The sequence below is a fragment of the Streptomyces sp. NPDC028907 genome, from assembly GCF_055564995.1.
Window position 1 is genome coordinate 258051 of sequence record NZ_JBVHVE010000005.1, and the last position, 25388, is coordinate 283438.

23 protein-coding genes are annotated in these 25388 nt (G+C 71.8%); 12 read left to right on the forward strand and 11 right to left on the reverse strand.

Features of this window, described 5'->3' with window-relative positions; all coding sequences use genetic code 11:
* Positions 1-86: 86 nt before the first annotated feature.
* The 3 genes from ACZ4UU_RS17240 to ACZ4UU_RS17250 all read left to right on the forward strand — a co-directional run bounded on the left by ACZ4UU_RS17240 (position 87) and on the right by ACZ4UU_RS17250 (position 3424).
* Positions 87-938, forward strand: a complete 852-nt coding sequence (locus tag ACZ4UU_RS17240) for a hypothetical protein (protein ID WP_468040640.1) — start codon at positions 87-89, stop codon at positions 936-938.
* Between the two features lie 99 nt (positions 939-1037).
* Positions 1038-2285, forward strand: a complete 1248-nt coding sequence (locus ACZ4UU_RS17245) for an aminotransferase class I/II-fold pyridoxal phosphate-dependent enzyme (RefSeq protein WP_468040642.1) — start codon at positions 1038-1040, stop codon at positions 2283-2285.
* On the forward strand, positions 2282-3424 hold the full coding sequence (locus ACZ4UU_RS17250) for an MBL fold metallo-hydrolase (RefSeq protein ID WP_468040644.1): 1143 nt from the start codon (positions 2282-2284) through the stop codon (positions 3422-3424). The genes ACZ4UU_RS17245 and ACZ4UU_RS17250 overlap by 4 nt, the downstream gene beginning before the upstream one ends.
* 4 nt (positions 3425-3428) lie before the next feature.
* Here ACZ4UU_RS17250 and ACZ4UU_RS17255 read toward each other — a convergent pair whose 3' ends face one another.
* Together ACZ4UU_RS17255 and ACZ4UU_RS17260 are read right to left on the reverse strand one after the other, a co-directional pair.
* On the reverse strand, positions 3429-4049 hold the full coding sequence (locus tag ACZ4UU_RS17255; protein WP_468040646.1) for a DedA family protein: 621 nt from the start codon (positions 4047-4049) through the stop codon (positions 3429-3431).
* Positions 4046-4819, reverse strand: coding sequence for an MBL fold metallo-hydrolase (locus ACZ4UU_RS17260; RefSeq protein ID WP_468040647.1), 774 nt, complete (start codon positions 4817-4819; stop codon positions 4046-4048). The genes ACZ4UU_RS17255 and ACZ4UU_RS17260 overlap by 4 nt, the downstream gene beginning before the upstream one ends.
* Before the next feature lie 84 nt (positions 4820-4903).
* On the opposite strand from ACZ4UU_RS17260, the gene ACZ4UU_RS17265 reads away from it, so the two are divergent.
* From ACZ4UU_RS17265 to dnaK, 4 genes are all read left to right on the forward strand, one after another.
* Positions 4904-5311 (forward strand): hypothetical protein, encoded by a 408-nt coding sequence (locus ACZ4UU_RS17265; protein WP_468040649.1) that lies wholly within the window; start codon positions 4904-4906, stop codon positions 5309-5311.
* Between the two features lie 215 nt (positions 5312-5526).
* Positions 5527-7611 carry a phage holin family protein gene (locus ACZ4UU_RS17270; protein ID WP_468040650.1) on the forward strand — a complete coding sequence of 695 codons (2085 nt, stop codon included), beginning with the start codon at positions 5527-5529 and terminating at the stop codon, positions 7609-7611.
* A gap of 117 nt (positions 7612-7728) precedes the next feature.
* Positions 7729-8157 (forward strand): OsmC family protein, encoded by a 429-nt coding sequence (locus tag ACZ4UU_RS17275; RefSeq protein ID WP_468040651.1) that lies wholly within the window; start codon positions 7729-7731, stop codon positions 8155-8157.
* Between the two features lie 252 nt (positions 8158-8409).
* Complete coding sequence (gene dnaK, locus ACZ4UU_RS17280; protein ID WP_468040653.1) at positions 8410-10299, forward strand: molecular chaperone DnaK; 1890 nt, start codon at positions 8410-8412, stop codon at positions 10297-10299.
* Here the strand turns inward: dnaK and narI are convergent.
* The 6 genes from narI to ACZ4UU_RS17310 form a co-directional block, all read right to left on the reverse strand.
* Complete coding sequence (narI, locus tag ACZ4UU_RS17285) at positions 10296-11018, reverse strand: respiratory nitrate reductase subunit gamma (RefSeq protein WP_468040655.1); 723 nt, start codon at positions 11016-11018, stop codon at positions 10296-10298. The genes dnaK and narI overlap by 4 nt on opposite strands.
* A complete protein-coding gene (gene narJ / locus ACZ4UU_RS17290) occupies positions 11015-11509 on the reverse strand; it encodes a nitrate reductase molybdenum cofactor assembly chaperone (RefSeq protein ID WP_468040657.1) in 495 nt (164 codons plus the stop codon). Before narJ ends, narI begins: the two co-directional genes overlap by 4 nt.
* The gene (gene narH, locus ACZ4UU_RS17295; RefSeq protein WP_468040659.1) at positions 11509-13143 is read right to left on the reverse strand and encodes a nitrate reductase subunit beta; all 1635 of its coding nucleotides are present in this window, start codon (positions 13141-13143) and stop codon (positions 11509-11511) included. Before narH ends, narJ begins: the two co-directional genes overlap by 1 nt.
* Positions 13143-16847, reverse strand: a complete 3705-nt coding sequence (locus ACZ4UU_RS17300) for a nitrate reductase subunit alpha (protein WP_468040661.1) — start codon at positions 16845-16847, stop codon at positions 13143-13145. Before ACZ4UU_RS17300 ends, narH begins: the two co-directional genes overlap by 1 nt.
* An 84-nt stretch (positions 16848-16931) precedes the next feature.
* Positions 16932-17747, reverse strand: a complete 816-nt coding sequence (locus tag ACZ4UU_RS17305; protein ID WP_468040662.1) for an SAM-dependent methyltransferase — start codon at positions 17745-17747, stop codon at positions 16932-16934.
* A 37-nt stretch (positions 17748-17784) separates the two neighbouring features.
* Positions 17785-18648, reverse strand: a complete 864-nt coding sequence (locus ACZ4UU_RS17310; protein WP_468040664.1) for a helix-turn-helix domain-containing protein — start codon at positions 18646-18648, stop codon at positions 17785-17787.
* A 296-nt stretch (positions 18649-18944) separates the two neighbouring features.
* On the opposite strand from ACZ4UU_RS17310, the gene ACZ4UU_RS17315 reads away from it, so the two are divergent.
* On the forward strand, positions 18945-19370 hold the full coding sequence (locus ACZ4UU_RS17315; RefSeq protein WP_468040665.1) for a hypothetical protein: 426 nt from the start codon (positions 18945-18947) through the stop codon (positions 19368-19370).
* Here the strand turns inward: ACZ4UU_RS17315 and ACZ4UU_RS17320 are convergent.
* Positions 19352-20185: a helix-turn-helix domain-containing protein gene (locus ACZ4UU_RS17320; protein ID WP_468040666.1), complete on the reverse strand. Its 834-nt coding sequence runs from the start codon at positions 20183-20185 to the stop codon at positions 19352-19354. The two genes, ACZ4UU_RS17315 and ACZ4UU_RS17320, sit on opposite strands and share 19 nt — an antisense overlap.
* A 205-nt stretch (positions 20186-20390) precedes the next feature.
* Between ACZ4UU_RS17320 and ACZ4UU_RS17325 the strand changes: the two genes are divergently transcribed.
* Positions 20391-20693 carry a 4a-hydroxytetrahydrobiopterin dehydratase gene (locus ACZ4UU_RS17325; RefSeq protein WP_468040668.1) on the forward strand — a complete coding sequence of 101 codons (303 nt, stop codon included), beginning with the start codon at positions 20391-20393 and terminating at the stop codon, positions 20691-20693.
* A 5-nt stretch (positions 20694-20698) separates the two neighbouring features.
* Positions 20699-21439, forward strand: a complete 741-nt coding sequence (locus ACZ4UU_RS17330) for a class I SAM-dependent methyltransferase (RefSeq protein WP_468040670.1) — start codon at positions 20699-20701, stop codon at positions 21437-21439.
* Here ACZ4UU_RS17330 and ACZ4UU_RS17335 read toward each other — a convergent pair.
* Together ACZ4UU_RS17335 and ACZ4UU_RS17340 are read right to left on the reverse strand one after the other, a co-directional pair.
* Complete coding sequence (locus ACZ4UU_RS17335; RefSeq protein ID WP_468040671.1) at positions 21408-21884, reverse strand: hypothetical protein; 477 nt, start codon at positions 21882-21884, stop codon at positions 21408-21410. The genes ACZ4UU_RS17330 and ACZ4UU_RS17335 overlap by 32 nt on opposite strands.
* Entirely contained in the window at positions 21881-22378 is a 498-nt protein-coding gene (locus ACZ4UU_RS17340; protein ID WP_468040673.1) for a hypothetical protein, read from the reverse strand. Before ACZ4UU_RS17340 ends, ACZ4UU_RS17335 begins: the two co-directional genes overlap by 4 nt.
* Positions 22379-22417: 39 nt before the next feature.
* Here ACZ4UU_RS17340 and ACZ4UU_RS17345 point away from each other — a divergent pair, with 39 nt between their 5' ends.
* Positions 22418-23368, forward strand: coding sequence for a helix-turn-helix transcriptional regulator (locus tag ACZ4UU_RS17345; protein WP_468040674.1), 951 nt, complete (start codon positions 22418-22420; stop codon positions 23366-23368).
* A gap of 40 nt (positions 23369-23408) precedes the next feature.
* Positions 23409-25283 carry a rhamnogalacturonan lyase gene (locus ACZ4UU_RS17350; RefSeq protein ID WP_468040676.1) on the forward strand — a complete coding sequence of 625 codons (1875 nt, stop codon included), beginning with the start codon at positions 23409-23411 and terminating at the stop codon, positions 25281-25283.
* Positions 25284-25388 lie beyond the last annotated feature (105 nt).

Here is a 25388-nt window from a genome sequence, read left to right on the forward strand (position 1 = left end):
GCGCGCCCGGACGCCGGGCGGGCTGTCATGGCTGCGGGGGCACGACCGCCGTACCCCCGCAGCCGTCGGCCGAAGGAGCTCACCCCATGCGCCGCACCGCCCGCGCCCTGTCCGTCGCCGCCCTGGCCGGTGTCGTCCTGGGCTTCGCCGCCTCGGCCGTCTTCGCGGAACCGGCCGCCGGGGTCAGCCCCGTCAGCGTCTCCCCGGGCGGCAGCGTCACCGTCGCGGTCACCTGTGACCCGGCCGGCGGAGCCGCGCCCGCCACCCTCGACGCCACCTCACAGGCGTTCGAAGAGGGCACCGTCGCGCTGAAGCGCGTCTCCGGCAACGACGGGAAGAGCGCCGGGCCCGCCTACCGCGGCACCGCCCGCGTTCCCCCGGCCGAGAACTTCGAGGGCGACCCCGACGCGGTCGGATCCGACTCCGCCTGGACGGTGGACGGCACCTGTCCTGCGGCGGCCGGAGGGGAGGGCAAGCCATGGAGTGCGACGTTCACGGTGGCCCGCGACAGCGGCGGCGGGACGGGCGGCAAGGACGCGGGCAAGGACGGCGGCGAAGCAGGCGGCGAAGAGGGCGGTGAAGGCGGCGGTGAGGACGGCGGCACGGGCGGCTGGGACGGCGGCCAGGGCGGCATCGACGGTGGCCAAGGCGGCCTGGAGGGTGTCGAGGGCGGCGGCCGGCGCGGGACTGAAGGTGGCGGTGGCGGTACGGAGGGTGGTGGCCGGCACTGCGCCGATTCCCATTCCGGCATGACCGGCCCCGGCAAGGCCGAGACGGACTGTGCCGAGGAGGCGGGGCACCACGGTGTGCGGGCCGGCTCGGGTGGCACCTTCACCGACTCCGTGCCCGCCCTGGTCGCCGGTGGCTTGCTGATCGCGAGCGCGGCCGGCGGCGCGGTGTACCGACTGCGCCGCAAGTCACCCACCGCTGAGGACTGACGCACGCCGACGCTGTGACGGGCGCGACCCCTGCGGGCGCCCATGGGGGACCGCACGATGGGTACTCACTGAGGCAGCAGGCACAGCGCGGAGGCACGGATGCGCCCGACGGACCCAGAAGGCCACGGCCCTGTCCGCTACGGTCCACCGCTGCCGGGCGACGGGCTGCCCGTGCTGCCCGAACTGGCCGCCGTGCTCGCCGCGGCCGCCGGCCGGCCCGAGAGCGAGCCGATCGGCGGCGGCCACGGACTTCTGGAGGCCGCGTGCGGCTACTGGGACCGGCGCGGGCTGCCGACCGAGCCCGAGCAGGTGGTGGCCGCTCCCGGGGCGCCCGCCCTGCTGCTCGCGCTGACCGCCGCGATCGGCGGCGACGTCCTGGTGCCCAGGCCCTGCGCGGCCTGGTGGGCGCCGTACGCACGCCTGTTGGGCAGACCCGTCTTCCATGTGGCGACACCGGCCGAGAGCGGGGGTGTCCCGGATCCGTACGCCCTTCTGGAGACCGTTCGCCGGGTCCGGGACGAGGGCGGTGACCCGCGGCTGCTCGTGCTGTCCGTCGCCGACGACCCCACCGCCACCGTGGCGCCGCCCGAGGCACTGCACGAGACCCTGGAGGCCGCCACCGACGAGGGGCTGCACCTGGTCAGCGACGAGACCTGGCGAGACACCGTGCACGCCCCGCACGACACCGTGCTGCTCAGCCCCGCCGAGATGCTGCCCGACCAGGTCACCGTCGTCACCGACCTGTCCGGCGCCCACCTCCCGCCCGGCTGGCCGGCCGGCGTCGCCAGGTTCCCCGCCCACGGCGCCGGGAACGGCCTCCACGCGCGCGTGCTCGACGTGCTCACCGCGCTCGGCGCCCGGATCGCCGGTCCGGTCGCCCTCGCGGCCGGGTACGCCCTGGCGGAGCCCGAACCGGTCACCGCGCGGATCACGGCCGCCGTACGCCTGCACGCGCGCGTGGCCGCCGCCGCGCACACCGCCGCCGTGGGCGCGGGCGCGGTGGCGCGACCCCCGCAGGCCGGGCGGCACCTGTACATCGACCTCGGCCCGCTGCGCGCCGGCCTGTCCGCGCACGGCGTGGGGGACGCACAGGACCTGGAGGACTTCCTCGCCGTCCGGCTCGGCATGCCCGCACCCGGCGGGCACCGCTTCGGCGACGACCTCGGCGCGCTGCGCGTGCGGCTGTCCACCGGACCGCTGCTGGCCGGCACCGACGAGGAACGCGCGGAATGCGTCACCTCACCCTCGCCGTTGGAACTGCCGCACGTGCACCGCGCGTTGATCCACTTGAAGTCGGTCTTCGACGATCTCCGTGACGAAGCTCAGCGATGGGAGCCTCCTCGATGACGCAGCAGTCCGAGTCAGCCACGTCGACCCCGCCGCGTACGCCCACCCGGGATGCCGGCGCCCCGCCGGCCCCGTCCCGCTTCGCGCACCCCTTCCCGCCGCTCGCCGCACCCCGCCCGCTGGGCGAACGCCGGGTGTGGCCGCGGACCTTCCACGACCGGCTCACCGCCCCGCTGCCCGGCATCAAGACCCTGGCTCGCTTCGCCCGCGAGGGCTCCGTGCGCCCAGGCCCGGAGGGCCTCGCCGACATCCCGCGCCTGCCCTTCGAGCCTGGCCCCGTACCCCGGGTGGACGCCCGAACGGTCGCCGTCTCCTGGGCGGGGCACGCCAGTTGGGTCGTCCAGATCGGCGGACTGACCGTCCTCACCGACCCCGTCTGGTCCCGTCGCATCCTCGGCACCCCGGCCCGCGTCACCCCCGTCGGCGTCGCCTGGAGCGCCCTGCCGCGCGTCGACGCGGTCGTCATCAGCCACAACCACTACGACCATCTGGACGCCCCCACGCTGCGCAGACTCCCGCGCCACACCCCCGTGTTCGTACCGGCCGGCCTCGCCCCCTGGTTCCGTCGCCGCCGGTTCAACCAGGTCACCGAGCTGGACTGGTGGGAGGCGGCCGAACTGTCCGGCGTCCGCTTCGACTTCGTCCCCGCCCACCACTGGTCCAAGCGCACCCTCACCGACACCTGCCGCAGCCTGTGGGGCGGCTGGGTCCTCACCGCCCCCGACGGACAGCGTGTCCACTTCGCGGGCGACACCGGCTACGGCCACTGGTTCACCCGCATCGGCGAGCGCTACCCCGGCATCGACCTCGCCCTGCTCCCCATCGGCGCCTACGACCCCCGCTGGTGGCTCAGCGACGTGCACTGCGACCCGGAGGAGGCGGTCCGCGCCGCCCAGGACCTCGGCGCCCGGCGGATGGCCCCGATGCACTGGGCCACGTTCGTGCTGTCGGCGGAGCCGGTCCTGGAACCGCTCACGCGCGTGAGGGCGGCATGGGGGAAGGCGGGATTGGCGCGGGAGGACTTGTGGGATCTTCCGGTGGGTGGGTCGAGGGTGCTCGACCCATCAGGGGCGAGTGGACCCACCCAGGGGCGCGGGGAACTGCGCGAGCAACCACATACGACCCGCACCCCGCGATGAACCATCACCTGGCAGATCGAACCCGTTTCCACACACTGGGCGCCACGCTGATGACCAGCGTCAACGCAATCGCCGCCACAACTCCCTCCCACGGCTCGTCGAACAGCGACCCCCCGAGAATCCCGATCAACTGATACGTCACCGCCCACGCGAGGCACGCCGGCAGGTTTCCCCGCGCAAACCTCCGCATGGGCCACTTGGCCAGCAGACAGGCCAACATCACCGGCAACCGCCCCGCCGGCACCAGCCGTGACAACACCAGCACGGCCACCCCGTGCGCGGCGAGCTTCTCCTGCGCCTGCGCGAGCCGCTCCTCCGGCGCCCGCGAACGGATCGCCTCCAGCCAGCGCGACCCGTTCTTCGAGCCCATCCCACGCCGCCCCAGCCAGTACAACGTCACGTCCCCCAGGAACGCGGCCGTCGACGCCGTCACGAACACCAGCGCCAGCGAGAACGGCGCCGTCTGGTGAAACGCCACCACCGCCGCCGAACTCACCAGCGCACCCGTCGGGACCACCGGCACCAGCGCCCCGATCAGCACCAGCAGGAACAGCGACGGATAGCCGATCGCCTGCTGCGTCGACGCGGTCGGCACCACCGTCGTGGTGGCGGCCAGCACCGTCACCGGGTCACCTCCGGGCGCACGCGCTCCCCGTGCGCGAGCCGGTGCACCGACACGCTGGGGGCACGCGCCGCCGCGAGCCGCACGAACTCCTCGCCGGGCGCATGGAATTCATGGGGGCGCACGGCGTCCATACCGATCGGCCAGTACGTGCCGTAGTGCACCGGCACCGCACTGCGCGGCGCGAGCCGGGTCAGTGCCTCGGCCGCGCGCCCCGCGTCCAGATGGCCTTCCCCGAGATACGGCCCCCAGCCACCGACCGGCAGCAACGCCACGTCGACCGGCCCGACCTCCTTCGCCATCGTGTCGAACAGCCCGGTGTCCCCGGCGAAGTACGTCCGTGCCTCGCCCTCGATGACATAGCCGAGGGCGGGCGAGCGGCGCGGGCCGACCGGCAGCCGCCGTCCGTCGTGCCGGGCCGGAACGGCCCGAACGGACAGATCGCCTACCGTCGTCACGTCCCCCGGCGTCATCTCGCTCACCTGGAGATGCGCGAGCCGGCGCAGCCCCGGCACCGCCCGGAGCGCGCCCCGGGGCACCAGCAGGCGGGTGCCCCGCTCCAGCCTGGCCAGGGACGGAACATGCAGATGGTCGGCGTGCAGATGGGAGACGACGGCGACGTCCGCGCGCCAGGCGCCCGGCGGCGGCAGCGCGCCACGGCGGCGGCGCAGGTGCGCGAGCCGGCGCGCGAACAAGGGGTCGGTCAGCAGGCGCACGTTCGAATCCTCGACCGTGCAGGTGGCGTGACCCCACCACGTGATCTCCACGGCCACCCTCTTTGCCTCCTTCGCGCGACTCCCCGAAGCGTACGGGCTGGAGTAGGGTCGGCGGCGAAACCCGGAGGTGAGGGGGACGCCATGGGGTCATCCATAGTGCGCGTGACGGCCATCGCCAGTCTTACGCCGCTCGAACAGCTGGACGCCGACCCCTTCCTGGTGGACTCCCGCAGCCAGCACGCGATGTGCGCGCGCTGGGCCGCCGAACACGGGTACGTCGTCGCGCGAGAACTGCTCGTGCGCCGGTTGCGCGCGGACCACACCGTCCTGTGGGAGGGCGTCCGCCCCGGCCTCGACCTGTTCGTGGCACCCAGCCGGAGAGTGCTGGAGAGCGCGCTGTCCTCCGTCGAGGAGTTCACCGCTGAGTGCGTGCGACGGGGGGTGCGGGTGGAGATCGTTGGGCGCGCCGAGCCCTTGTACGACGCGCAGATGAAGGCACGGGTGCACCGGAGACTGTCGATGCCGACGGCGGGCTACGACGGCCGTTGAACGCTCCGCGTGGGGTGCCGTGAAAGGTCGTACGGCGTCTGCGGCGCCGTCGTGGCCGGGCGCGCAGTTCCCCGCGCTCCTTGAGGTCTTTCAGCCCGTCCGGCGTTTGAGGACGAGGCCCGGAGGGCCGATGGCGGGGGCCTGGGGGGCGCAGCCCTCAGGGATGGGACGGGTAGGGGCGGCGGGGGCGAGACAATGGGGCCGGGAGGTGGGCCGTGCGCTGGCGACGGATCGCGAGTCAGGTAGGGCGGAGCGTCACCGTGTGGGCGGTCTCCACCGTCACCATGCTCGTGCTCGCCGGCATCCTCCCCGACTTCCAGCTCCAGTCGGCCGACGGCGACAGCGCCACCAGCATCGCCATCACCGCCGCCCTCGGCGCCGGCGCCTTCGGCCTGCTGTCCGCCCTCGCCTGGCCCCTTCTCGTCCGGCTCCTGCTCCTCGTGCCCGCCCTGGTGCTGGGCCTGCTGGTGTTCTTCCTCAACGGCTCCCTGCTCATTCTCGCCCTGCGCCTCGTCCCCTCGGGCGACAGCGAGGCCGCCCCCGAGACCGCCGTCATCGTCGCCGCGGTGATGTCCGCCGTCGCCTCCGCCACCGGCGCCGCCCTGGCCGTACGGGACGACGACGCCTACCGACGCCGGCTGTACCGCCTCGCCGACCGTCGCCGCAGAGCCCTGCCACCCGGCCCGTCCAGCCCCGGCACCGTCTTCGTCCAGCTCGACGGCGTCGGCCACGACGTCCTCCTCGCCGCCGTCGGCAAGGACCTGATGCCCACCGTCGCCCGCTGGCTGGGAGAGGGCACCGCAGACCCCGCTCACCCCGCCCGCCCCACCCACCGGCTCACCCCCTGGCGCACCGACTGGTCCAGCCAGACCGGCGCCAGCCAGCTCGGCATCCTGCACGGCAGCAACCACGACGTCCCCGCCTTCCGCTGGTACGAGAAGGCCGGCCGCGAGGTGATGGTCTGCAACCGCCCCGCCAACGCCGCCGAACTCCAGCGCCGTGCCATCGACCGCACCGGCGACGGCGGACTCCTGGCCGCCGACGGCGCAAGCCGCGGCAACCTCTTCAGCGGCGGCGCCGACGAGCAGGCCCTCGTGCTGTCCATCGCCACCCGACGGCGCGGCCGCGAGAACCGCTCCCGCGCGGGCTACTTCGCCTACTTCTCCGACCCGGCCAACGCCGTGCGCACCGCCCTGTCCTTCGTCGCCGAGGTCGGCCGCGAGATCGGCCAGTCCACCCGGGCCCGCGCCCGCAAGGCCCGCCCGCGTGTCGCCCGCGGCGGCCTCTACCCGCTCATCCGGGCGTTCGCGACCGTCGTCGAACGGGACGTCGTCGTCGCCGCGGTGATGGGCGACATGCTCGCCGGCCGCACCGCCGTCTACGCCGACCTCGTGGCGTACGACGAGGTCGCGCACCACTCCGGGCCCGGCAGCCGTGATGCCGAGAAGGTCCTCGCCCGCCTCGACCGGTCCCTCGCGTTGATCGAGAACGTCGCCGAGCACGCGCCGCGGCCGTACCGGATCGTCGTGCTGTCGGACCACGGCCAGAGCCCCGGGGAGACCTTCCGGTCCCGGTACGGGCTCGGCCTCGGCGACCTGGTGCGGGCCGGCTGCGGGCTGCCCGTGCCGCGCAGGGCGCGGCGCACCCACAGTGGCGCCGAGGCCCGCGCGGCCGTGCGCGCCGCCCTGCGCCGGCCCGTCGAGGAGGGCGGCGAACAGCGTCGGCCCTCCCGTCGCTCGGAGCCGATCGTGCTCGCGTCCGGCAATCTCGGCCTGGTCTCCTTCCCGGACGTGCCGCACCGGATGACCAAGGAGGAGATCGACGCCCGCCACCCGGCCCTGCTGACCACCCTCGCCAACCACCCCGGCGTCGGTTTCCTGCTCGTCCGCAGCGAGGAACACGGCGGGGTCGTGCTCGGCGCGTACGGCGCCGAGATCCCACTGGACCGACTCGACGAGGATCCGGGCCCGTTGAAGGTGTTCGGGCCCGGCGCCGCCGACGCGGTGCGTCGTACGCACACCTTCCCGAACACCGCCGACATCATGGTCAACTCCGCGTACGACCCCGACGAGGGCGGCGAGGTGCTCGCCTTCGAGGAGCAGATCGGCTCGCACGGCGGACTCGGCGGGGCGCAGGGCGAGCCGTTCCTGATGTCGCCGCTCGCCTTCTCCGTGCCGGTCGGCGAAGGCGAGGACCTCGTGGGCGCCGAGCACGTGCACCGCGTACTGCGCCGCTGGCTGCGGGAAGCGAACGGACCTCAGGTCCCCTTGGAGCCCGAGCCGGAGGAGCGGGCCGCCTGACAAGCCGTCGCCTGCCGTTCACCCCCCGTAGGCCGGTCTTCCGGGTGCGGTGGGCCGGAGTGTGATCGGATGGGGGCACGGGCCCAGGAAACGGGCCCCCACGCGAAAGGAAGAACCGTGGCTACCACGCGCTCCGCACACACCGTCTGGGAAGGCAACCTGCTCGAGGGCAACGGTGTCGTCAACTTCGACTCCTCTGGTGCCATCGCCGCGCAGCCGGTCACGTGGGCCTCGCGCTCCCAGGACGCGAACGGCAAGACCAGCCCCGAGGAACTGATCGCCGCCGCGCACTCCAGCTGCTTCTCCATGGCGCTGTCGCACGCCCTGGCGGGTGCCGGGACGCCGCCCACCAAGCTTCTCACCTCGGCCGACGTGAGCTTCCAGCCGGGGGAGGGGATCACCGGGATCCACCTCACGGTGGAGGGGACGGTGCCGGGGCTCGACGAGGAGGGATTCGCCGCCGCGGCGGAGGATGCGAAGAAGAACTGCCCGGTGAGTCAGGCGTTGACGGGGACGACGATCACGTTGTCGGCGAAGTTGGCCTAGCGGGGCGCATATGGGGGGTGCCGGGAAAGGGCTGTGTGGCGTGCGCTGCGCCGTCGTGGCTTGTCGCGCGGTTCCCCGCGCCCCTGAGGTGGGCGCGGCCCTTCAGGCCCGGCCCACCTCGTCCTTCGCCGGCTGAGCGGCCGCTCAGCCGGCCGTTTGGCTCCAGGCCTCCCGGTCACCCGTCCCATTGACAAGAACCCGCTCAAGTTTTGTGCTGGAGTTCAAGGGGCGCCCTGGCGGAAGGGGACAGCGATGGCACGCGCGGTCGGGATCGATCTCGGGACCACGAACTCGGTGGTCGCCGTCCTGGAGGGCGGCGAACCCACTGTCGTCGCCAATGCGGAGGGGGCCAGGACCACACCGTCGGTCGTGGCCTTCGCCAAGAACGGCGAAGTGCTCGTGGGGGAGGTGGCCAAACGGCAGGCGGTGACGAACATCGAGCGCACCGCCCGTTCCGTGAAGCGGCACATGGGCGACGGGAGCTGGCGCTTCCCGGACCAGGGCGACATCGACGGCACCCGCTACCGGGCCCAGGAACTGTCCGCCCGGGTGCTGCAGAAGCTGAAGCGGGACGCCGAGTCTTATCTCGGCGAGGACGTGACCGACGCGGTGATCACCGTCCCGGCGTACTTCGACGACTCCCAGCGGCAGGCCACCAAGGAGGCCGGGGAGATCGCGGGCCTGAAGGTGCTGCGGATCATCAACGAGCCCACGGCCGCCGCGCTCGCCTACGGCCTCGACCGGGGCGAGGAACAGACGGTGCTCGTCTTCGACCTCGGCGGCGGCACCTTCGACGTCTCGCTGCTGGAGATCGGCGACGGCGTCATCGAGGTCAAGGCCACCAACGGCGACACGCACCTCGGCGGCGACGACTGGGACCAGCGGGTCGTCGAACACCTGGTGAAGAAGTTCAAGGGCCAGAACGGCATCGACCTCGGCAACGACAAGATGGCGCTGCAACGGCTCCGCGAAGGCGCCGAGAAGGCCAAGATCGAGCTGTCCAGCTCCTCCGAGACCACGATCAACCTGCCGTACATCACCGCCTCCGCCGAGGGCCCCCTCCACCTCGACGAGAAGCTGACCCGCGCCCAGTTCCAGGAGCTCACCGCCGATCTCCTCGACCGCTGCAAGACCCCCTTCCACCAGGCCGTCAAGGACGCCGGCATCAAGCTCTCCGCCGTCGACCACGTCATCCTCGTCGGCGGCTCCACCCGGATGCCCGCCGTCACCGACCTGGTGAAGGAACTCACCGGCAAGGACCCGCACAAGGGCGTCAACCCCGACGAGGTCGTGGCCGTCGGCGCGGCTCTCCAGGCGGGTGTCATCCGCGGCGACGTCAAGGACGTCCTCCTGCTCGACGTCACCCCGCTGTCCCTCGGCATCGAGACCAAGGGCGGCATCATGACCAAGCTCATCGAACGCAACACGACGATCCCGACCCGGCGTTCGGAGATCTTCACTACCGCCACCGACAACCAGCCCTCCGTCGGCATCCAGGTCTACCAGGGCGAACGCGAGATCGCCGCGTACAACAAGAAGCTCGGCGTCTTCGACCTCACCGGTCTGCCGCCCGCCCCGCGCGGTGTCCCGCAGATCGAGGTCGCCTTCGACATCGACGCCAACGGGATCATGCACGTCTCCGCGAAGGACATGGCGACCGGCCGCGAACAGAAGATGACCGTGACGGGCGGCTCGGCCCTCCCGAAGGACGACATCGACCGGATGATGCGGGAGGCCGAGGAGTACGCCGAGGAGGACCGGCGACGCCGCGAGGCGGCCGAGACGAGGAACCAGGCCGAGCAACTCGTCTACCAGACGGAGAAGTTCGTCCGCGACAACGAGGACAAGGTCCCCGCGGACACCAGGTCGGAGGTCGAGTCGGCGGCGGCCGACCTGAAGCAGCTCCTGGCGGACAACGCCGAGACGAACGCCCTGCGCACCGGCATCGAGAAACTCGCCACCGTGAGCCAGAAGATGGGCCAGGCGATGTACGCCCAGACCCAGCAGACCCCGACCGACGCCGACGCCGGGGCAGGCGCCGGTTCGGGCACCGGCACGGAACAGACCTCACCGCAGGACGACGACGTGGTGGACGCCGAGATCGTCGACGAGGACCGGGACGCGAAGGGCGGTGCCGCCTAGACATCAGTCTTCTCCCAACCCCGCCGCTCCGGCCGGGACCCCAGCTGCCTGGGGTCCCGGCTGCGGTACACCACGTACGGCCGGAAGAGGTACTGCACCGGGGCGCTGAACATGTGCACCAGCCGGGTGTACGGCACCAGCGCGATCAGTGCCATGCCGATCAGCGCGTGGATCTGGTAGAGGACCGGCACGCCCGCCATCAGGTCCGTGTCCGGGGTGAGGGTGAACAGGCTGCGGGCCCAGGGGGCGATGGACCGGCGGTAGTCGTAGCCGTCGCCGGAGGCGTGGGTCAGCTTGGCGACCATGCCCATCACGATCGCCGCGACCAGCACCAGGTACATCACCTTGTCGTTGGCGGTCGTCGCGCGGAACACCGGCGCCCTGGTGCGGCGGCGGTAGACCAGCAGCGCGATCCCGCCGACCGTGACGAGACCGGCCGCCGTACCGCCGTACAGGGAGAACAGGTGGTAGGTGCGCTCGCTCACGCCGACGGCGTCCGTCCAGGACTCGGGGATGAACAGCCCGATGACGTGGCCGACCAGCACGAAGAGGATGCCGTAGTGGAAGGCGGGCGAGGCGATGTTCAGGAGCCTCGACTCGTACACCTGGGACGAGCGGGTGGTCCAGCCGAAGCGGTCGTAGCGGTGGCGCCAGAACAGGCCGGCGACGAGCAGGACGAAGGTGACATAGGGCAGGACGCCCCAGAGCAGTGTGGTCATGGGCGCGTCCCCGTCTGTGCGGTCGGCAGGGTGGCGCACACGGCGTCCAGGACCGACGCGTACGGTGTGCCGAAGTCGGTGAGGCGGGTGCGGAGCTGCTCCAGGCAGTCCCGGTGCTCCAGGAGCAGTTCGGTGTTGCCGGTGCGGGACACGAACTCCAGTACCGCGGGCAGGAAGTCGGGCAGTTCCTCGCCGGTGAACTCCAGTCCGTGGGCGCGGTAGAGGTCCTTGAAGCGGACCAGCGACATGCCGCGCCGCCGGGTGTCCCCGTCGCGCCACCAGCTCAGATACAGGCTGTGGCGGTTCTTCAGGTCGAAGACCTGGACGTAGTGCGCGGCCAGCTCGCCCGGCGGTGTCACGGCCGCGTGGTCGGTGAACCCGCGCAACTGCGGGGCCGCCTCGCGCAGCAGTGGAAGCCGGGCGCGGAAGTCGTCGTCGGGGTAGGTCAGGCAGAGCGCGGCCGCCTGGTAGAGCACCTCGAAGGACGGCATCAGGCCTCCTCGCGGTCGGCTGTGGGATCGGCTGTGGGGGTGGTCTCGGCCGCGTCGTCGGCGGTCTGCCGGCGGCGCAGGATGTGGAAGTTCTCCACCGGTACGAGCGGCAGCAGCTTGCGGCCCGAGTCCTGGCCGAAGGGCCCGTCCCCGCCCATCCCGGGCCCGCCGTCGTAGTCGAGGCTGCACCCCTCCGGGAGCGCCGACTCCTCCAGGCGCCGCGCGTCCGCGACGGCCGCCGTCGGAATCACGTACCGGTCCTCGTACTTGGCGATGGCCAGCAGCCGGTACATCTCCTCGATCTCCCGCGCCCGCATGCCCACGGCGTCCGGCACCGAGGGATCCGGTTCCTCACCGAGGTTGATCGCCCGCATGTGGGAGCGCATCGCGGCGAGCTTCTCCAGCGAGGCACGCACCGGGCCGATGTCACCGGCCGTGAACATCTCCGCGAGGTACTCCAGCGGAATGCGCAGGCTGTCGATCGCCCCGAACAGGTTCCCGGCGTCCTCGCCGTCGTGCCCGGTCTCGCTCAGCGCGTCCACCACCGGGGAGAGCGGCGGGATGTACCAGACCATCGGCATCGTCCGGTACTCCGGATGCAGCGGGAGCGCCACCCGGTACTTGCTGATCAGCGCGTGCACGGGCGACCGGCGGGCCGCCTCCACCCAGTCGTACGGGATCCCCGCCTCGTCGGCGGCCCGCTGCACGGCACGGTCCTCTGGGTCGAGGAACACCCCCAACTGGGCCTCGTACAGGTCCCGTTCGCGGCGCACGGACGCGGCCGCGGTCACCTTGTCGGCGTCGTAGAGCACAACCCCGAGATAGCGGAGCCGGCCCACACAGGTCTCCGAGCAGACCGTCGGCAGACCGACCTCGATCCGCGGATAGCACATCGTGCACTTCTCCGCCTTGCCGGTGCGGTGGTTGAAGTACACCTTCTTGTACGGGCATCCCGTCACGCACATCCGCCAGCCGCGGCACCTGTCCTGGTCGACGAGGACGATGCCGTCCTCCGCCCGCTTGTACATCGCCCCGGACGGACAGGACGCCACACAGGACGGGTTGAGGCAGTGCTCGCAGATGCGCGGCAGATAGAACATGAAGGTCTGCTCGAACTCGAACCGCACCTTGTCCGAGGCCTGTCTGCGCGTCTGCTCCACCATCGGGTCGAAGTCGCCGTGGGCGGGCGCGCCCGCGAGGTTGTCGTCCCAGTTCGACGACCACTCGATCTTCATCGGCTTGCCGTCGAGCTGCGAGACCGGCCGGGCCACCGGGAAGTCGTCACCGAGCGGGGCGTCGGTGAGGTTCTTGTAGTCGTACGTCCAGGGCTCGTAGTAGTCCTTGATCTCCGGGAGTTCGGGGTTGGAGAAGATCCCGGCGAGCTTGCGGAACCGGCCGCCCGCCTTCAGCTTCAGCGCGCCGCGCCGGTTCAGCTCCCAGCCGCCGCGCCAGCGCTCCTGGTCCTCGTAGCGGCGCGGATAGCCCTGGCCGGGGCGGGTCTCGACGTTGTTGAACCAGACGTACTCCATGCCCCGCCGGTTGGTCCACGCCTGCTTGCAGGTGACCGAGCAGGTGTGGCAGCCGATGCACTTGTCGAGGTTCATGACCATCGCGATCTGGGCCATCGGACGCATCAGTACTCGACCTCCTGGCTGCGGCGGCGGATCACCGTCACCTCGTCGCGCTGGTTGCCCGTCGGGCCCAGGTAGTTGAACGCCCAGCAGAGCTGGGCGTAGCCGCCGACGAGATGGGATGGTTTGAGGATCAGCCGGGTGAGTGAGTTGTGGATGCCGCCGCGCCTGCCGGTGGTCTCGGTCTTCGGCACGGCGACCGTGCGTTCCTGCGCGTGGTGCATGTAGACGGTGCCGGCCGGCATCCGGTGCGAGACGACGGCCCGGGCGGCGACCACACCGTTGCGGTTGACAGCCTCCACCCAGTCGTTGTCGACGACGCCGATCGCGTCGGCGTCCTGCGGGGACATCCAGATGTTCTGGCCGCCGCGGGAGAGGGCCAGCATGAACAGGTTGTCCTGGTACTCGGAGTGGATGGACCACTTGTTGTGCGGGGTGAGATAGCGGACCGTCACCTCCCGCTGCCCGTCCGGGCCGAGCCGCGGCTCGCCGAACAGCTTGTTCATGTCCAGCGGCGGCCGGTAGACGGGAAGCGCCTCGCCGAGCTCGTGGATCCAGTCGTGGTCCAGGAAGAAGTGCTGGCGGCCGGTGAGGGTGTGCCAGGGCTTGAGGTGCTCGGTGTTGAGGGTGAACGCGGTGTAGCGGCGCCCGCCCGACTCGCTGCCCGACCACTCCGGCGAGGTGATCACCGGTACGGGCGCGGCCTGTGTGTCCGCGTACGTGACCCGCCTGCCCTCGTGCTCGGCCGCGAGGTGCGCCATCTCCTGCCCGGTGCGGGCCTCAAGGGTGCGAAAGCCCTGGGTGGCGAGGCGGCCGTTGGTGGTGCCGGACAGGGCGAGGACGGTGTTCGCGGCCTTCACGGCCGTGTCGAGCAAGGGGCGGCCGTCGGCCGTCACGCCGTTCAGGTGCCGGAGGTCCTCGACCTCCTCGTCGGGCTTCAGCGTGATGCCTTTCGCGGGCAGGCCGAGCTGCTCGACCAGCGGTCCGAGGGCGGAGAACTTGGCGCCGATCGCCGTGTAGTCCCGCTCCACGACGGTCAGTTGGGGCATCGTCCTGCCGGGGACCGGGTCGCACTCCCCGCGCCGCCAGTCCAGGACCACCCCGCCCGGCTGGGCGATCTCGCCCGGGGTGTCGTGCTGGAGCGGCGTCGCCACCAGGTCCTTACGGACGCCGAGATGGTCGACGGCCAGCTCGCTGAGCCGCTCGGCCAGCGCCTTGAACGTGTCGAAGTCGGTGCGGGCCTGCCACGGCGGATCCACGGCCGGGGTGAAGGAGTGCACGTAGGGGTGCATGTCCGTGCTGGACAGGTCGTGCTTCTCGTACCAGGTCGCGGCGGGCAGCACGACGTCCGACAGCAGCGTCGAGGACGTCTGCCGGAAGTCCAGCGACAGCAGCAGGTCGAGCTTGCCCTCCGGGGCCTCGTCGCGCCAGGCCACGTCCTGCGGCCGGACGTCCTCGGGGGCCTCCTCGGCCTGGAGGGACGAGTGCGTGCCCAGCAGATGCCGGGTGAAGTACTCGGCTCCCTTCGCCGACGAGCCGAGCAGGTTGGCCCGCCACAGCGTCAGCACCCGCGGCCAGTTCTCCGGCGCGTCCGGGTCCTCGCAGGCGAACTTCAGGGTGCCCGCGCGCAGTTCGGCCACCACCCGCGACACCGGATCGCCGAACACCTCGCCCAGCTCCAGCGGATTGCGGTCGAAGGTCGGATACGACGGCATCCACCCCGTGCGCGCCGACAGCGCGAGACAGTCCGCGCCCGTCATTCCCCGGAACCGGCCCGTGCCGAGCGGCGAGGCGAGCACGTCGGCCGTGAACCCGTCGTAGCGCCACTGGTCGGTGTTGAGGAACCAGTACGCCGTGCCGATCATCTGCCGTGGCGGCCGCGACCAGTCCGACGCCGCCGCGAGCGTGGCCCAGCCGGTCACCGGGCGGCACTTCTCCTGGCCGACGTAGTGCGCCCAGCCGCCGCCGTTGCGGCCCTGGCAGCCGGTGAGCTGGAGCAGGGCGAGGAAGGCGCGGTAGATCGTCTCGGAGTGGAACCAGTGGTTGGTGCCGGCGCCCATCAGAATCATGCAGCGGCCCTTGGACCGCTCGGCCGTCCGCGCGAACTCCCGTGCGATGCGTATGCACTTGGCCGTGGGGACGGAGGTGTGGGCCTGCTGCCAGGCGGGCGTGCCGGGCGCGTCCGGATCGTCGTACGACGCCGGCCAGCGGCCCGGCAGCCCCTGCCGCCCCACCCCGTACTGGGCGAGCAGCAGATCGAAGACCGTCGTCACCAGCGGGCCGTTCGCGCCGCCGAGCTTCGTCGCCGGGACGCCACGCCTTACGACGCCCCCGCGCCCCTGCCCGTGCGGCCCGCCCTCGGTGTCGAAGCGCGGCAGCAGCACCTCGAGACCTACGGCTACCTCACTGCCGTACAGGCTCAACTTCGGTCTAATCGCGCCGAGTTCGAGGTTCCACTTGCCCTGGCCCGACTCGGACCAGCGGAAGCCGAGGGAGCCGTTCGGGGCGACCGCGCGGCCCGACACCTCGTCGAGCACGACCGTCTTCCACTCGGCGCTCCCGCCCTCCTGACCCAGGTCCGAGGCGCGCAGGAACTTCGCGGGGACGTAGGCGCCGTTCCGTTCCTCCAGGGTCACCAGGAAGGGCAGGTCGGTGAACTGCCGTACGTAGTCCGCGAAGAACGGTGTCTCACGTTCGACGAAGAACTCCTTGAGGATCACATGGCCCATCGCGAGGGCCAGCGCGCCGTCCGTCCCGGGGTGCGGGTGCAGCCACTCGTCGGCGAACTTGGCGTTGTCGGCGTAGTCGGGGGCGACGACCACGACCTTCTGGCCCCGGTAGCGGGCCTCCGCCATCCAGTGGGCGTCCGGGGTGCGGGTCACCGGGACGTTCGAGCCCCACATCATCAGATACGCCGCGTCCCACCAGTCGCCCGACTCCGGCACGTCCGTCTGGTCGCCGAAGACCTGCGGGGAGGCGACGGGCAGGTCGGCGTACCAGTCGTAGAACGACAGCATCGGGGCGCCGATCAGCGAGTGGAAGCGGGCGCCCGCCGCGTGCGACACCATCGACATCGCCGGGATGGGGGAGAAGCCGGCGATGCGGTCTGGGCCGTACGTCTTGATGGTGTGGACGTGGGCCGCCGCGACGAGCTCGACCGCCTCGTCCCAACTCGCCCGCACCAGGCCGCCCTTGCCGCGTGCCCGCTGGTAGCGGCGGCGCCGCTCGGCGTCGCTCTGGACGTCCGCCCAGGCCAGGACCGGGTCCCGGAGCCGCTCTTTCGCCTCCCGGTACATCTCCAGGAGCACCCCGCGGACGTAGGGGTAGCGGACCCGGGTGGGGGAGTAGGTGTACCAGGAGAAGGCGGCGCCGCGCGGGCAGCCGCGGGGCTCGTACTCGGGGCGGTCGGGGCCGACACTCGGATAGTCGGTCTGCTGGGTCTCCCAGGTGATGATGCCGTCCTTGACGTACACCTTCCAGCGGCAGGAGCCGGTGCAGTTCACACCGTGCGTGGAGTTCACGACCTTGTCGTGGCTCCAGCGGTCCCGGTAGAAGGCGTCCGCCTCGCGCCCGCCGGTCAGCGCGACGCTGTGCAGATCGGGCGTGGCCGTGCCCGGCCGGAAGAACCTGCCCGCCTTGAGCAGCGCCGCGCCCGGCTCCGGGGGCGGCTCGGCGGGCGGGGTGGGCGGTATCTCCGTGTCGGTCACAGGCGCTCCCTTGGTTGCCCTGGTCCCTGTTCACGAACCTAGGGCGGCACGCGGGAGCGCACCCCTTCACCGCACCCGTACGGGTCAGACCTTGCGGGCGACCCCCGCGTACACCGGCACGATGCCCTCCGCCTGGGCCGCCACGTCCTCGGGACCCGGACGCCAGCCGGACACCGGGATCACACCGGGGCCGAGCAGCTCCAGGCCGTCGAAGAAGCGGGAGAACTCGGGGAGCGAGCGGGGGTGGAAGGAGGTGCCGCTGCGCCGGAAGTGCTCGGCGGCCTTGTCGATCGCGGCGGGGTTCAGATCGGGGGTGACCTGCGACAGGATCAGACAGCTGCCGGGGGCCAGCGCGGCCACGTACTTCGCCAGGAGGCCGTAGACGTCGTCGCCGTCCGGCTCGGCGCCCAGATAGTGGGTCAGCGCGACCAGGGACAACGCGACGGGCGCCCCGAAGTCGAGGGACTCGGCGGCCCGGGCGAGCAGCGCGTCCACGTCTCGGACGTCCGCGTGCACATAGGCGGTGGTGCCCTCGGCGGAGCCGTGCAGCAGGGCCTGGGCGTGGCGCAGGACGATCGGGTCGTTGTCGGCGTAGACCACCTTCGCCTCCGGCGCGACGCCCTGTGCCACCTGGTGCAGATTGGGTTCGGTGGGGATGCCCGTACCGATGTCCAGGAACTGGCGGACCCCTGCCTCGGCGACCGTGGCGACGGCCCGGTGCATGAACCGGCGGTTGGCGCGCGCCCCGCGCACCGCGCTGCTGTCCACGGCGAGGATCCTGCGGGCGAGCTCCTCGTCCACCGGGTAGTTGTCCTTGCCGCCCAGCCACCAGTCGTACACGCGGGCCGGATGCGGACGGCTGGTGTCGATACGGACGGGCGCGGACTCGGATCCGGTCATGCCGTGTGCTCTCCTCGGGGTCGGGCGGGCTCGTGGCTCAGCAGCTTTCGCGGAACTCCCGCAGGATCTTCTTCGTGCGCTCGGCCGACGCGGCGGCCGTCGACATGTGGTCGAGGACCTCCAGATGCGTGGCGACCTCCGTGCGGGAGTCCAGGTACAGGGCGCCGGTCAGATACTCCGTGTAGACCATGTCGGGCAGTTCGGGCTCGGAGAACCGGAACAGGCTGAAGGGCGCGTACGTCCCCGGGTGCGGGCCGGCGGCGAACTCGGCGATCTGCAACGTGACCCGGTCGCGCTCGGCGAACTCCAGGAGCTTGTCCACCTGGCCGCGCATCACCTCGCCACGGCCGCTCACCGGACGCCGCAGCACCGTCTCCTCCATGATCACCCACAGGTGCGGCGGGTCCGGGCGCTCCAGCAGCCGCTGCCGTTCCATGCGCAGCGACACATGACGCTCGATGGACTCCGGCCCCGTCTGCCCTATCGTCCCGGCCTCCAGCACGGCCCGGGCGTAGTCCTCGGTCTGGAGCAGACCCGGCACGAAGTGCGGCTCGTAGGAGCGGACGATGCGGGCGGCGCCCTCCAGGCTGACGTACAGGCTGAACCAGTCCGGCAGCACGTCGTGGAAGCGCTGCCACCAACCGGGCTGGTTGGCCTCCTCGGCCAGGGTGACGAAGGCGCTCGCCTCGTTCTCCGGCACGCCGTACGTCTCCAGCAGAACCTGCACGTACGGGATCTTCAGGGCTACCTCGGCCGTCTCCATCCGGCGTACGGTCGCCGGGGCCACGCGCAGCACGCGTGCGGCTTCGTCGCGTCCCAGGCCGGCCGCCTCGCGCAGCTCCTGCAGGCGCTTGCCGAGCACCACTTGGCCCACGGTGGGCGCGGGCCGCCGTTCACTCACGCCACGCCTCCCCTACGCGCCGGAAGTACGTCGAGCAGTGTGCCAGGCTTTGATGCGGGGATCCATTGGGGTGGTCACTGTGGTCTGCCGGGTGCGGGTCCGTCGTGGCTGGTCGCGCCGACGCGGCGGAGCCGCACATCGACACAGCCCCGCGCCCCTCAGGGCGTATTACCTCGGGGGTAATCGACCGCGCCGTCGGTCTACGGGAACGTGGGGGCACCGGGTTCCGGGGCGGCGCACTCCGGTCCGGAACCCGGGTCCCACCGCTACCCGACCTCGACGGAGGGTGATTCACCATGTCCGCCACCTCGCTGGCCGCGCTCGCCCGGACCTCCGACCCGCAGACCGCACTGCGCCGCTTTCTGGCCCTGGACGCCGTGGTGACCGGGGCGAACGGGCTCGCCTACCTCGCCGCCTCCGGGCCGCTGGAGCGGCTGCTCGGAGTCGACGGGGGGCTGCTGCTCCGGCTCGGGGCCTTCCTCGCCGTGTACGCCGCCGGCGTCGGGCTCCTCGCGTCCCGTGCGCGTCCCGCCGCTCTCCCCGTACGGGCCGTGATCGAGGCAAACCTGGCCTGGAGCCTGCTCAGTTGTGGCGCACTCGCGCTGTGGCTGTCGCCGACCGCGGTGGGCGCGGTGTGGACCGTGGTCCAGGCGCTCACCGTCGCCGGGTTCGCCGCGCTGCAGTACGTGGCGTTGAAGGGCCTTCAGGGCAGCAGCGCCTGAAGGTACTTGACCGTCGCCGGGTCGGCCGGGAGCAGGGTTTCGATGGCCAGCTCGGCGACGGTCACGTCCATGGGGGTGTTGAAGGTGGAGATGGAGGAGATGAACGACAGCACCCGGCCCTCGTGCTCGATCCGCAGCGGCAGCGCGAAGTACGGGACGGGCGCGGCCGGTTCGACGGTCCCGGCCGGCTCCTCGGGTACCGGGTACGCCGCCACCTCGTCGTACAGCCGGCGCAGTCGACCGGAGCGGCGCAGGGCGATCTGCCGGTCCATCTGGGCCAGCAGATGGCCGCGCCACTCGCGCAGGTTGCGGATGCGCGGGGCGAGGCCCTCCGGGTGCAGGGTCAGGCGCATCGCGTTCAGCGGAGGCACGAGGAGGTGCTCGGGGATGCCGTCGAGCAGCATCAGGATGCCCCGGTTGGCAGCCTGGACGTCGTACATCGCGTCGACGACGAGGGCCGGGTAGGGCTCGTAGCCCTGGATGAGCTGTTCCATGCCCGCTCGCAGCGCGTCCAGCGCCGGGTCGTCCAGCGGGGTCTCCGGATAGTGCGGGGCGTAGCCGGCGGCCAGCAGCAGCGCGTTGCGCTCCCGTACCGGCACGTCCAGGTGCTCGGCCAGCCGCAGCACCATCTCCTCGCTCGGCCGGGAGCGCCCCGTCTCGATGAAGCTGATGTGCCTTGCCGAGGAGTCGGCCCGCAGCGCCAACTCCAGCTGGCTGACCCGCCGTTGTTCCCGCCAGGCCCGCAGCAGCGGACCCACGCCCCGGTCGGCGGGGACGGCGGCGGGCGTGGCGTCTGCGGACGGGACGATGGCCATGTGTACGACCGTAGTCGAGGAGCGCGTGGAATGACTGATCCCTGGAGGTCGTCCCTGGTGGGAGAGGCCGTGTACGGCGCCCGGGCGGGTGGCTGTCTGGCGCACGTCCGCCGCTGATCCGCCGGTCACCCGTCCGACCAGGGCCGCCGCGCCCGGGCTGTGGCAGTCTGAAGACGAAGCCGCCCGTTCAGGAAGGAGCGAGGTCATGCCCCTCGAACCGCTGTCGCAGAAGGAGATCGAGGACCGGCTCGCGGAACTGCCCGGCTGGTCGCTGGACGGCGACCGGATCGCCCGCTCCTACCGGCTCCCCTCGCACTTCGCGGCCACGGCGATGGTCGTGCACATCGCCCAGGTCCAGGAGGAGCTCGACCACCACAGCGACCTCACCCTGGGCTACAACACGATCTCCCTCACCGTGAACACCCACACCGTGGGCGCCGTGACCGAGCGGGACTTCGCGCTCGCCCGCAGGATCGAGGATCTCGCCCCTGGCCACGGGGCAGACTGAAGGGTGTGCTGGACTACGACAAGGAAGCGGAGCGGTACGACAACTCGCGCGGCGGCGAGCCCAGGGCGGCGGCCGCGGCGGAGGCGGTGCTCGGACTCCTGCCGACCGGGACGCGGCGCCTGCTCGACGTGGCCTGCGGCACCGGCATCGTCACCCGGCGGCTCGCCGCGCGCGACGACCTGAGCGTGACCGGCGTCGACCTCGCGCCCGGCATGGCCCGGCAGGCCGCGGCCCGCCTCCCCGGCTCGGTCGTGCTCGCCGACAGCCGCCGGCTGCCGTTCGGGGGCGGCCGGTTCGATGCCGTCAGCAGCGTGTGGCTGCTGCATCTGGCTTGGACCGAGCAGGACGTGCGGACCATCGTCGGTGAGTGCGCTCGCGTGCTGCGGCCCGGCGGGGTGTATGTCACCACCGTCGACAAGGCCGCCGCACACAACGTCGGCAGTGACATCGATGCCGTCATGGCCTCCCGTCCGCGCCGCCCGGCCCGGGACGAGGCCGCACTCGTGGAGTCGTACGCCCTCGCCCACGGCCTGGTCCCGGCCGGCCAGGCCCGCTTCACGGGGCACGGCCAGGGGCGCAGCCCTCGTCGCACCGTCGCCGACGTGCGCCGGGGCTGGTTCGTCAGCGTGCCGCCCGGCGGGGCTCTCGCCGACGGCTTCGCCGCCCGCCTCGCGAAACTCCCGGACCAGGACCGGCCCCGGCCGGACCCGGTGTTCAGCCTCCGTGCGTTTCTGAAGCCCGAGTGAACTCCATGATCCAGTTCGTCAGCCAGGTCTGCCCGTCGTCGACGGAGAACGCCTGCTCCCAGCGGGCCGACGTCGCGGAGACACCCGACCAGACGAACCTCACCCGGACATCCTTTCCATCGTGGGTGTCGTCGCCGTAGAACTCCCCGCGCTCGCCCTCGAAGCGGCCGAAGACCGGCGGGAACAGCGTGCCGCTGACGCTGGAGGACCAGTTCAGCGACCACCGCTCGGTCTGCCGGTCGAAGAGCCGCAGCGTGGCGCCCTTCGCCGACAGGTGCGGCATGTCGATCTCGTCGAGGTTCGCGGCCCCGTCGAACAGCGGCCGGCAGCGGCTGGTCGCCGGGAACTCCTCCCAGCCGCTGTCGGGGTCGAGGAAGTCGGTGCGGCGGCGGTTGCGGACCTGCCAGTCGCCGTGGAAGAAGTCGAAGTCGTGCGGGCTGCTCATGTGCGGTCTCCAGTGGTTCCTTCGGGCAGGGAATCGGCCAAGTAGGCCGTCAGGTCCGGGACTTCGGGTGCGAGGAGGTGCCGTACCCAGGCGTCCCGCTCGTGCAGGATCGGCGGGAGTTCCCAGACGCAGCCGATCCACGGCAGGTCGGGGGTGATGAAGTGCGTCGGGTCGCGATCCGGGCAGCCCAGCACCGGCTGGCCCGCCGAGGCGCCCTTGAAATGCAGGACGTTGTCCCACACCCAGCTGTAGGCGTTCAGATAGGCGCCGTCGTCCCCGCCCCGGTGCAGCACGACGAACGTCGCCGGAGGCGTGCCGTCCGGCTCCGGCAGCAGCTCCGGCAGGATCGCGTACGCCGCCTTCTCCACCTCGGGCGCGATGCCCGTGGGGTCGGCGGTGACGTGGTAGCGCTTGATCCACCGTCCATCCACCTCGATCGGCGGCGGTACGGTCAGCAGTTTCTCGGCGAAGGCCGGTGTCTCGGTGAGGGCCATGACGCGACGCTATGGCCGCTTCACTGACATCCTGTGGCAGTGAAGTCCAGCCGACTCGTCTCGATCCTCCTGCTGCTCCAGACCCGCGGCCGGATGACCGCCGCCCAGCTGGCCGAGGAGCTGGAGGTGTCGGTGCGCACGGTGTACCGGGACGTGGAGGCGCTGGGCGCGGCCGGCGTCCCGCTCTACGGCGACGCGGGGCACGCCGGTGGCTACCGCCTCCTCGACGGCTACCGCACCCGCCTCACCGGACTCAACGCCGACGAGGCCGAGGCCCTCTTCCTCGCCGGCGCCCCCGGCCCGGCCGACCAGCTCGGCCTCGGCTCCGTCCTGGCCGCCGCCCAGCTCAAGGTCCGCGCCGCCCTGCCACCGGAGCTGCGCGGCCACGCCGACCGGATCAGCGGCCGCTTCCACCTCGACGCACCCGGCTGGTACGCCGACGGCGACGAGATCCCGTACCTCCCGGCGGTCGCCGAAGCGGTCTGGAACAGCCGAGTCCTGCACGTCCTGTACCGCCGCTGGCGTGAACCCACCGACGTGGAGCGTCGCCTGGAGCCGTACGGCCTCGTCCTCAAGGCGGGCCGCTGGTACGTCGTCGCGGGTCCCGGCCCGCGCACCTACCGCGTCGACCAGATCCTCCGACTCACGCCCGCCGACGAGGAGTTCACGCACCCCCACGACTTCGATCTCACCGCGTACTGGAGCGCGTACCAGCGCGACTTCCACGACCGCCTGTACCGCCACGAGGCGGTCGTACGGCTGGCCCCCGGCGTGACCCTCGACCGCGCGACCGGCCACCGTACGCACAACGACGGTTGGACGACGGCCACCGTCCCCATCGAGTCCGTCGACCACGCCCACGCCGAGTTCCTGCGCCTGGGCACCGGCATCGAGGTGCTCGAACCGCCCGAACTGCGCGAGCGGATCGCCCGGACGGTGGCCGAACTGGCCGAGAGATACGGCAACTTCCGTGCGCACGGCGGCGACTGAGGGAACGGAATCCGTCCGTCCTCCCGAGGAGGTACGTCACGTGCAGCACCCGCGCAAGCACCGCAGACGCCGCGCCGCCCTCTCCGCGACGCTCGCCACGGCCGCCCTGGTCGCCGCCGGGCTCACCACTCTGAACGGCGTCGGTACGGCGGAGGCGGCCACCGCGCGCCAGGTCGAGGCACTCGACCGGGGCGTGGTGAGCGTCCACACCTCCAGCGGCAACCTGGTCAGCTGGCGCTGGCTCGGCACCGACCCGAACGACGTCTCCTTCAACGTCTACCGGGCCGGTACGAAGGTCAACTCGACCCCGATCACCGGCTCCACGAACTACTTCCACTCCGGCGCCCCCGCACAGGCCGACTACACGATCCGCGCGGTCGTGGGCGGCGCGGAGCAGGCCGACTCCGTGCACGCCGTCCAGTTCCGCACGGGCTACAAGGACGTCCCGATCAGCCCGCCCGCCGGCGGGACGACGCCCGACGCAGTGGCGTACACCTACGAGGCCAACGACGCCTCGGTCGGGGACCTCGACGGCGACGGTGCCCTCGACATCGTCCTCAAGTGGCAGCCCACCAACGCCAAGGACAACTCCCAGTCCGGCTACACCGGCAACACGTTCATCGACGGCATCAAGCTCGACGGCACCCGGCTGTGGCGGATCGACCTCGGCCGCAACATCCGCTCAGGCGCGCACTACACGCAGTTCCAGGTGTACGACTACGACGGTGACGGCAAGGCCGAGGTCGCCATGAAGACGGCCGACGGTACCCGGGACGGCACCGGCGCGGTGATCGGCAGTTCGTCGGCCGACCACCGCAATTCGAGCGGGTACATCCTGACCGGCCCCGAGTACCTGACGATGTTCGACGGGCAGACCGGCAAGGCGATGGGGACGGTCGACTACGTCCCGGCGCGCGGCTCCGTGTCGTCCTGGGGCGACTCCTACGGCAACCGGGTCGACCGCTTCCTGGCCGGCACGGCCTACCTGGACGGCGCCCGCCCCTCCCTCGTCATGGCCCGCGGCTACTACACCCGCACGGTGATCGCCGCCTGGGACTGGCGAGGCGGCCAGTTCACCCGCCGCTGGACCTTCGACACCAACTCCTCCACCAACGCGGGGCAGGGCTACGACGGTCAGGGCAACCACAGCCTGTCCGTCGCCGACGTCGACGCCGACGGCAAGGACGAGATCGTGTACGGCGCCATGACCGTGGACGACAACGGCTGGGGGCTGTGGACCACCAAGCTCGGGCACGGCGACGCCGGCCACGTCGGCGATCTCAACCCGTCCCGGGCGGGCCTGGAGTACTTCAAGGTCTCGGAGGACACCAGCAAGCCCGGCTCCTGGATGGCCGACGCGCGCACCGGCCAGATCCTTTGGCAGACGGCGTCAGGCGCCGACAACGGCCGCGGTGTCGCGGGCGACGTCTACGCCGGCAGCCCGGGTGCCGAGGCGTGGTCCGCCTCCGACACGACCCTGCGCTCGGCGACCGGCGGCTCGCTCGGCCGGGAGCCGTCCAGTATCAACTTCCTGTCCTGGTGGGACGGCGACCCCGTCCGTGAACTCCTCGACGGCACCCGCATCGACAAGTACGGCACGTCCGGCGACACCCGTCTCCTCACCGGCTCCGGCGTCTCCTCCAACAACGGCACCAAGGCGACGCCCGTGCTCTCCGGCGACATCCTCGGCGACTGGCGCGAGGAGGTCATCTGGCGCACCGGCGGCAACACGGCGCTCCGGATCTACTCGACCCCGCACGAGACGAACAGCAAGATCACGACCCTCCTGCACGACCCGATGTACCGCACGGCCCTGGCCTGGCAGAACACCGCCTACAACCAGCCCCCGCACCCGAGCTTCTTCATCGGCAACGGGATGGCCACGGCACCTCGGCCGAGCATCTTCACGCCCTGAGCGCGGACGACCACCCGCCCGGCCCGGCAGCCCTGACGTCACATCGGGCTGCCGGGTTGCTTCTTGTCCCCGGAATTTTTCGATGAGTCGTACAACCATGCAGGT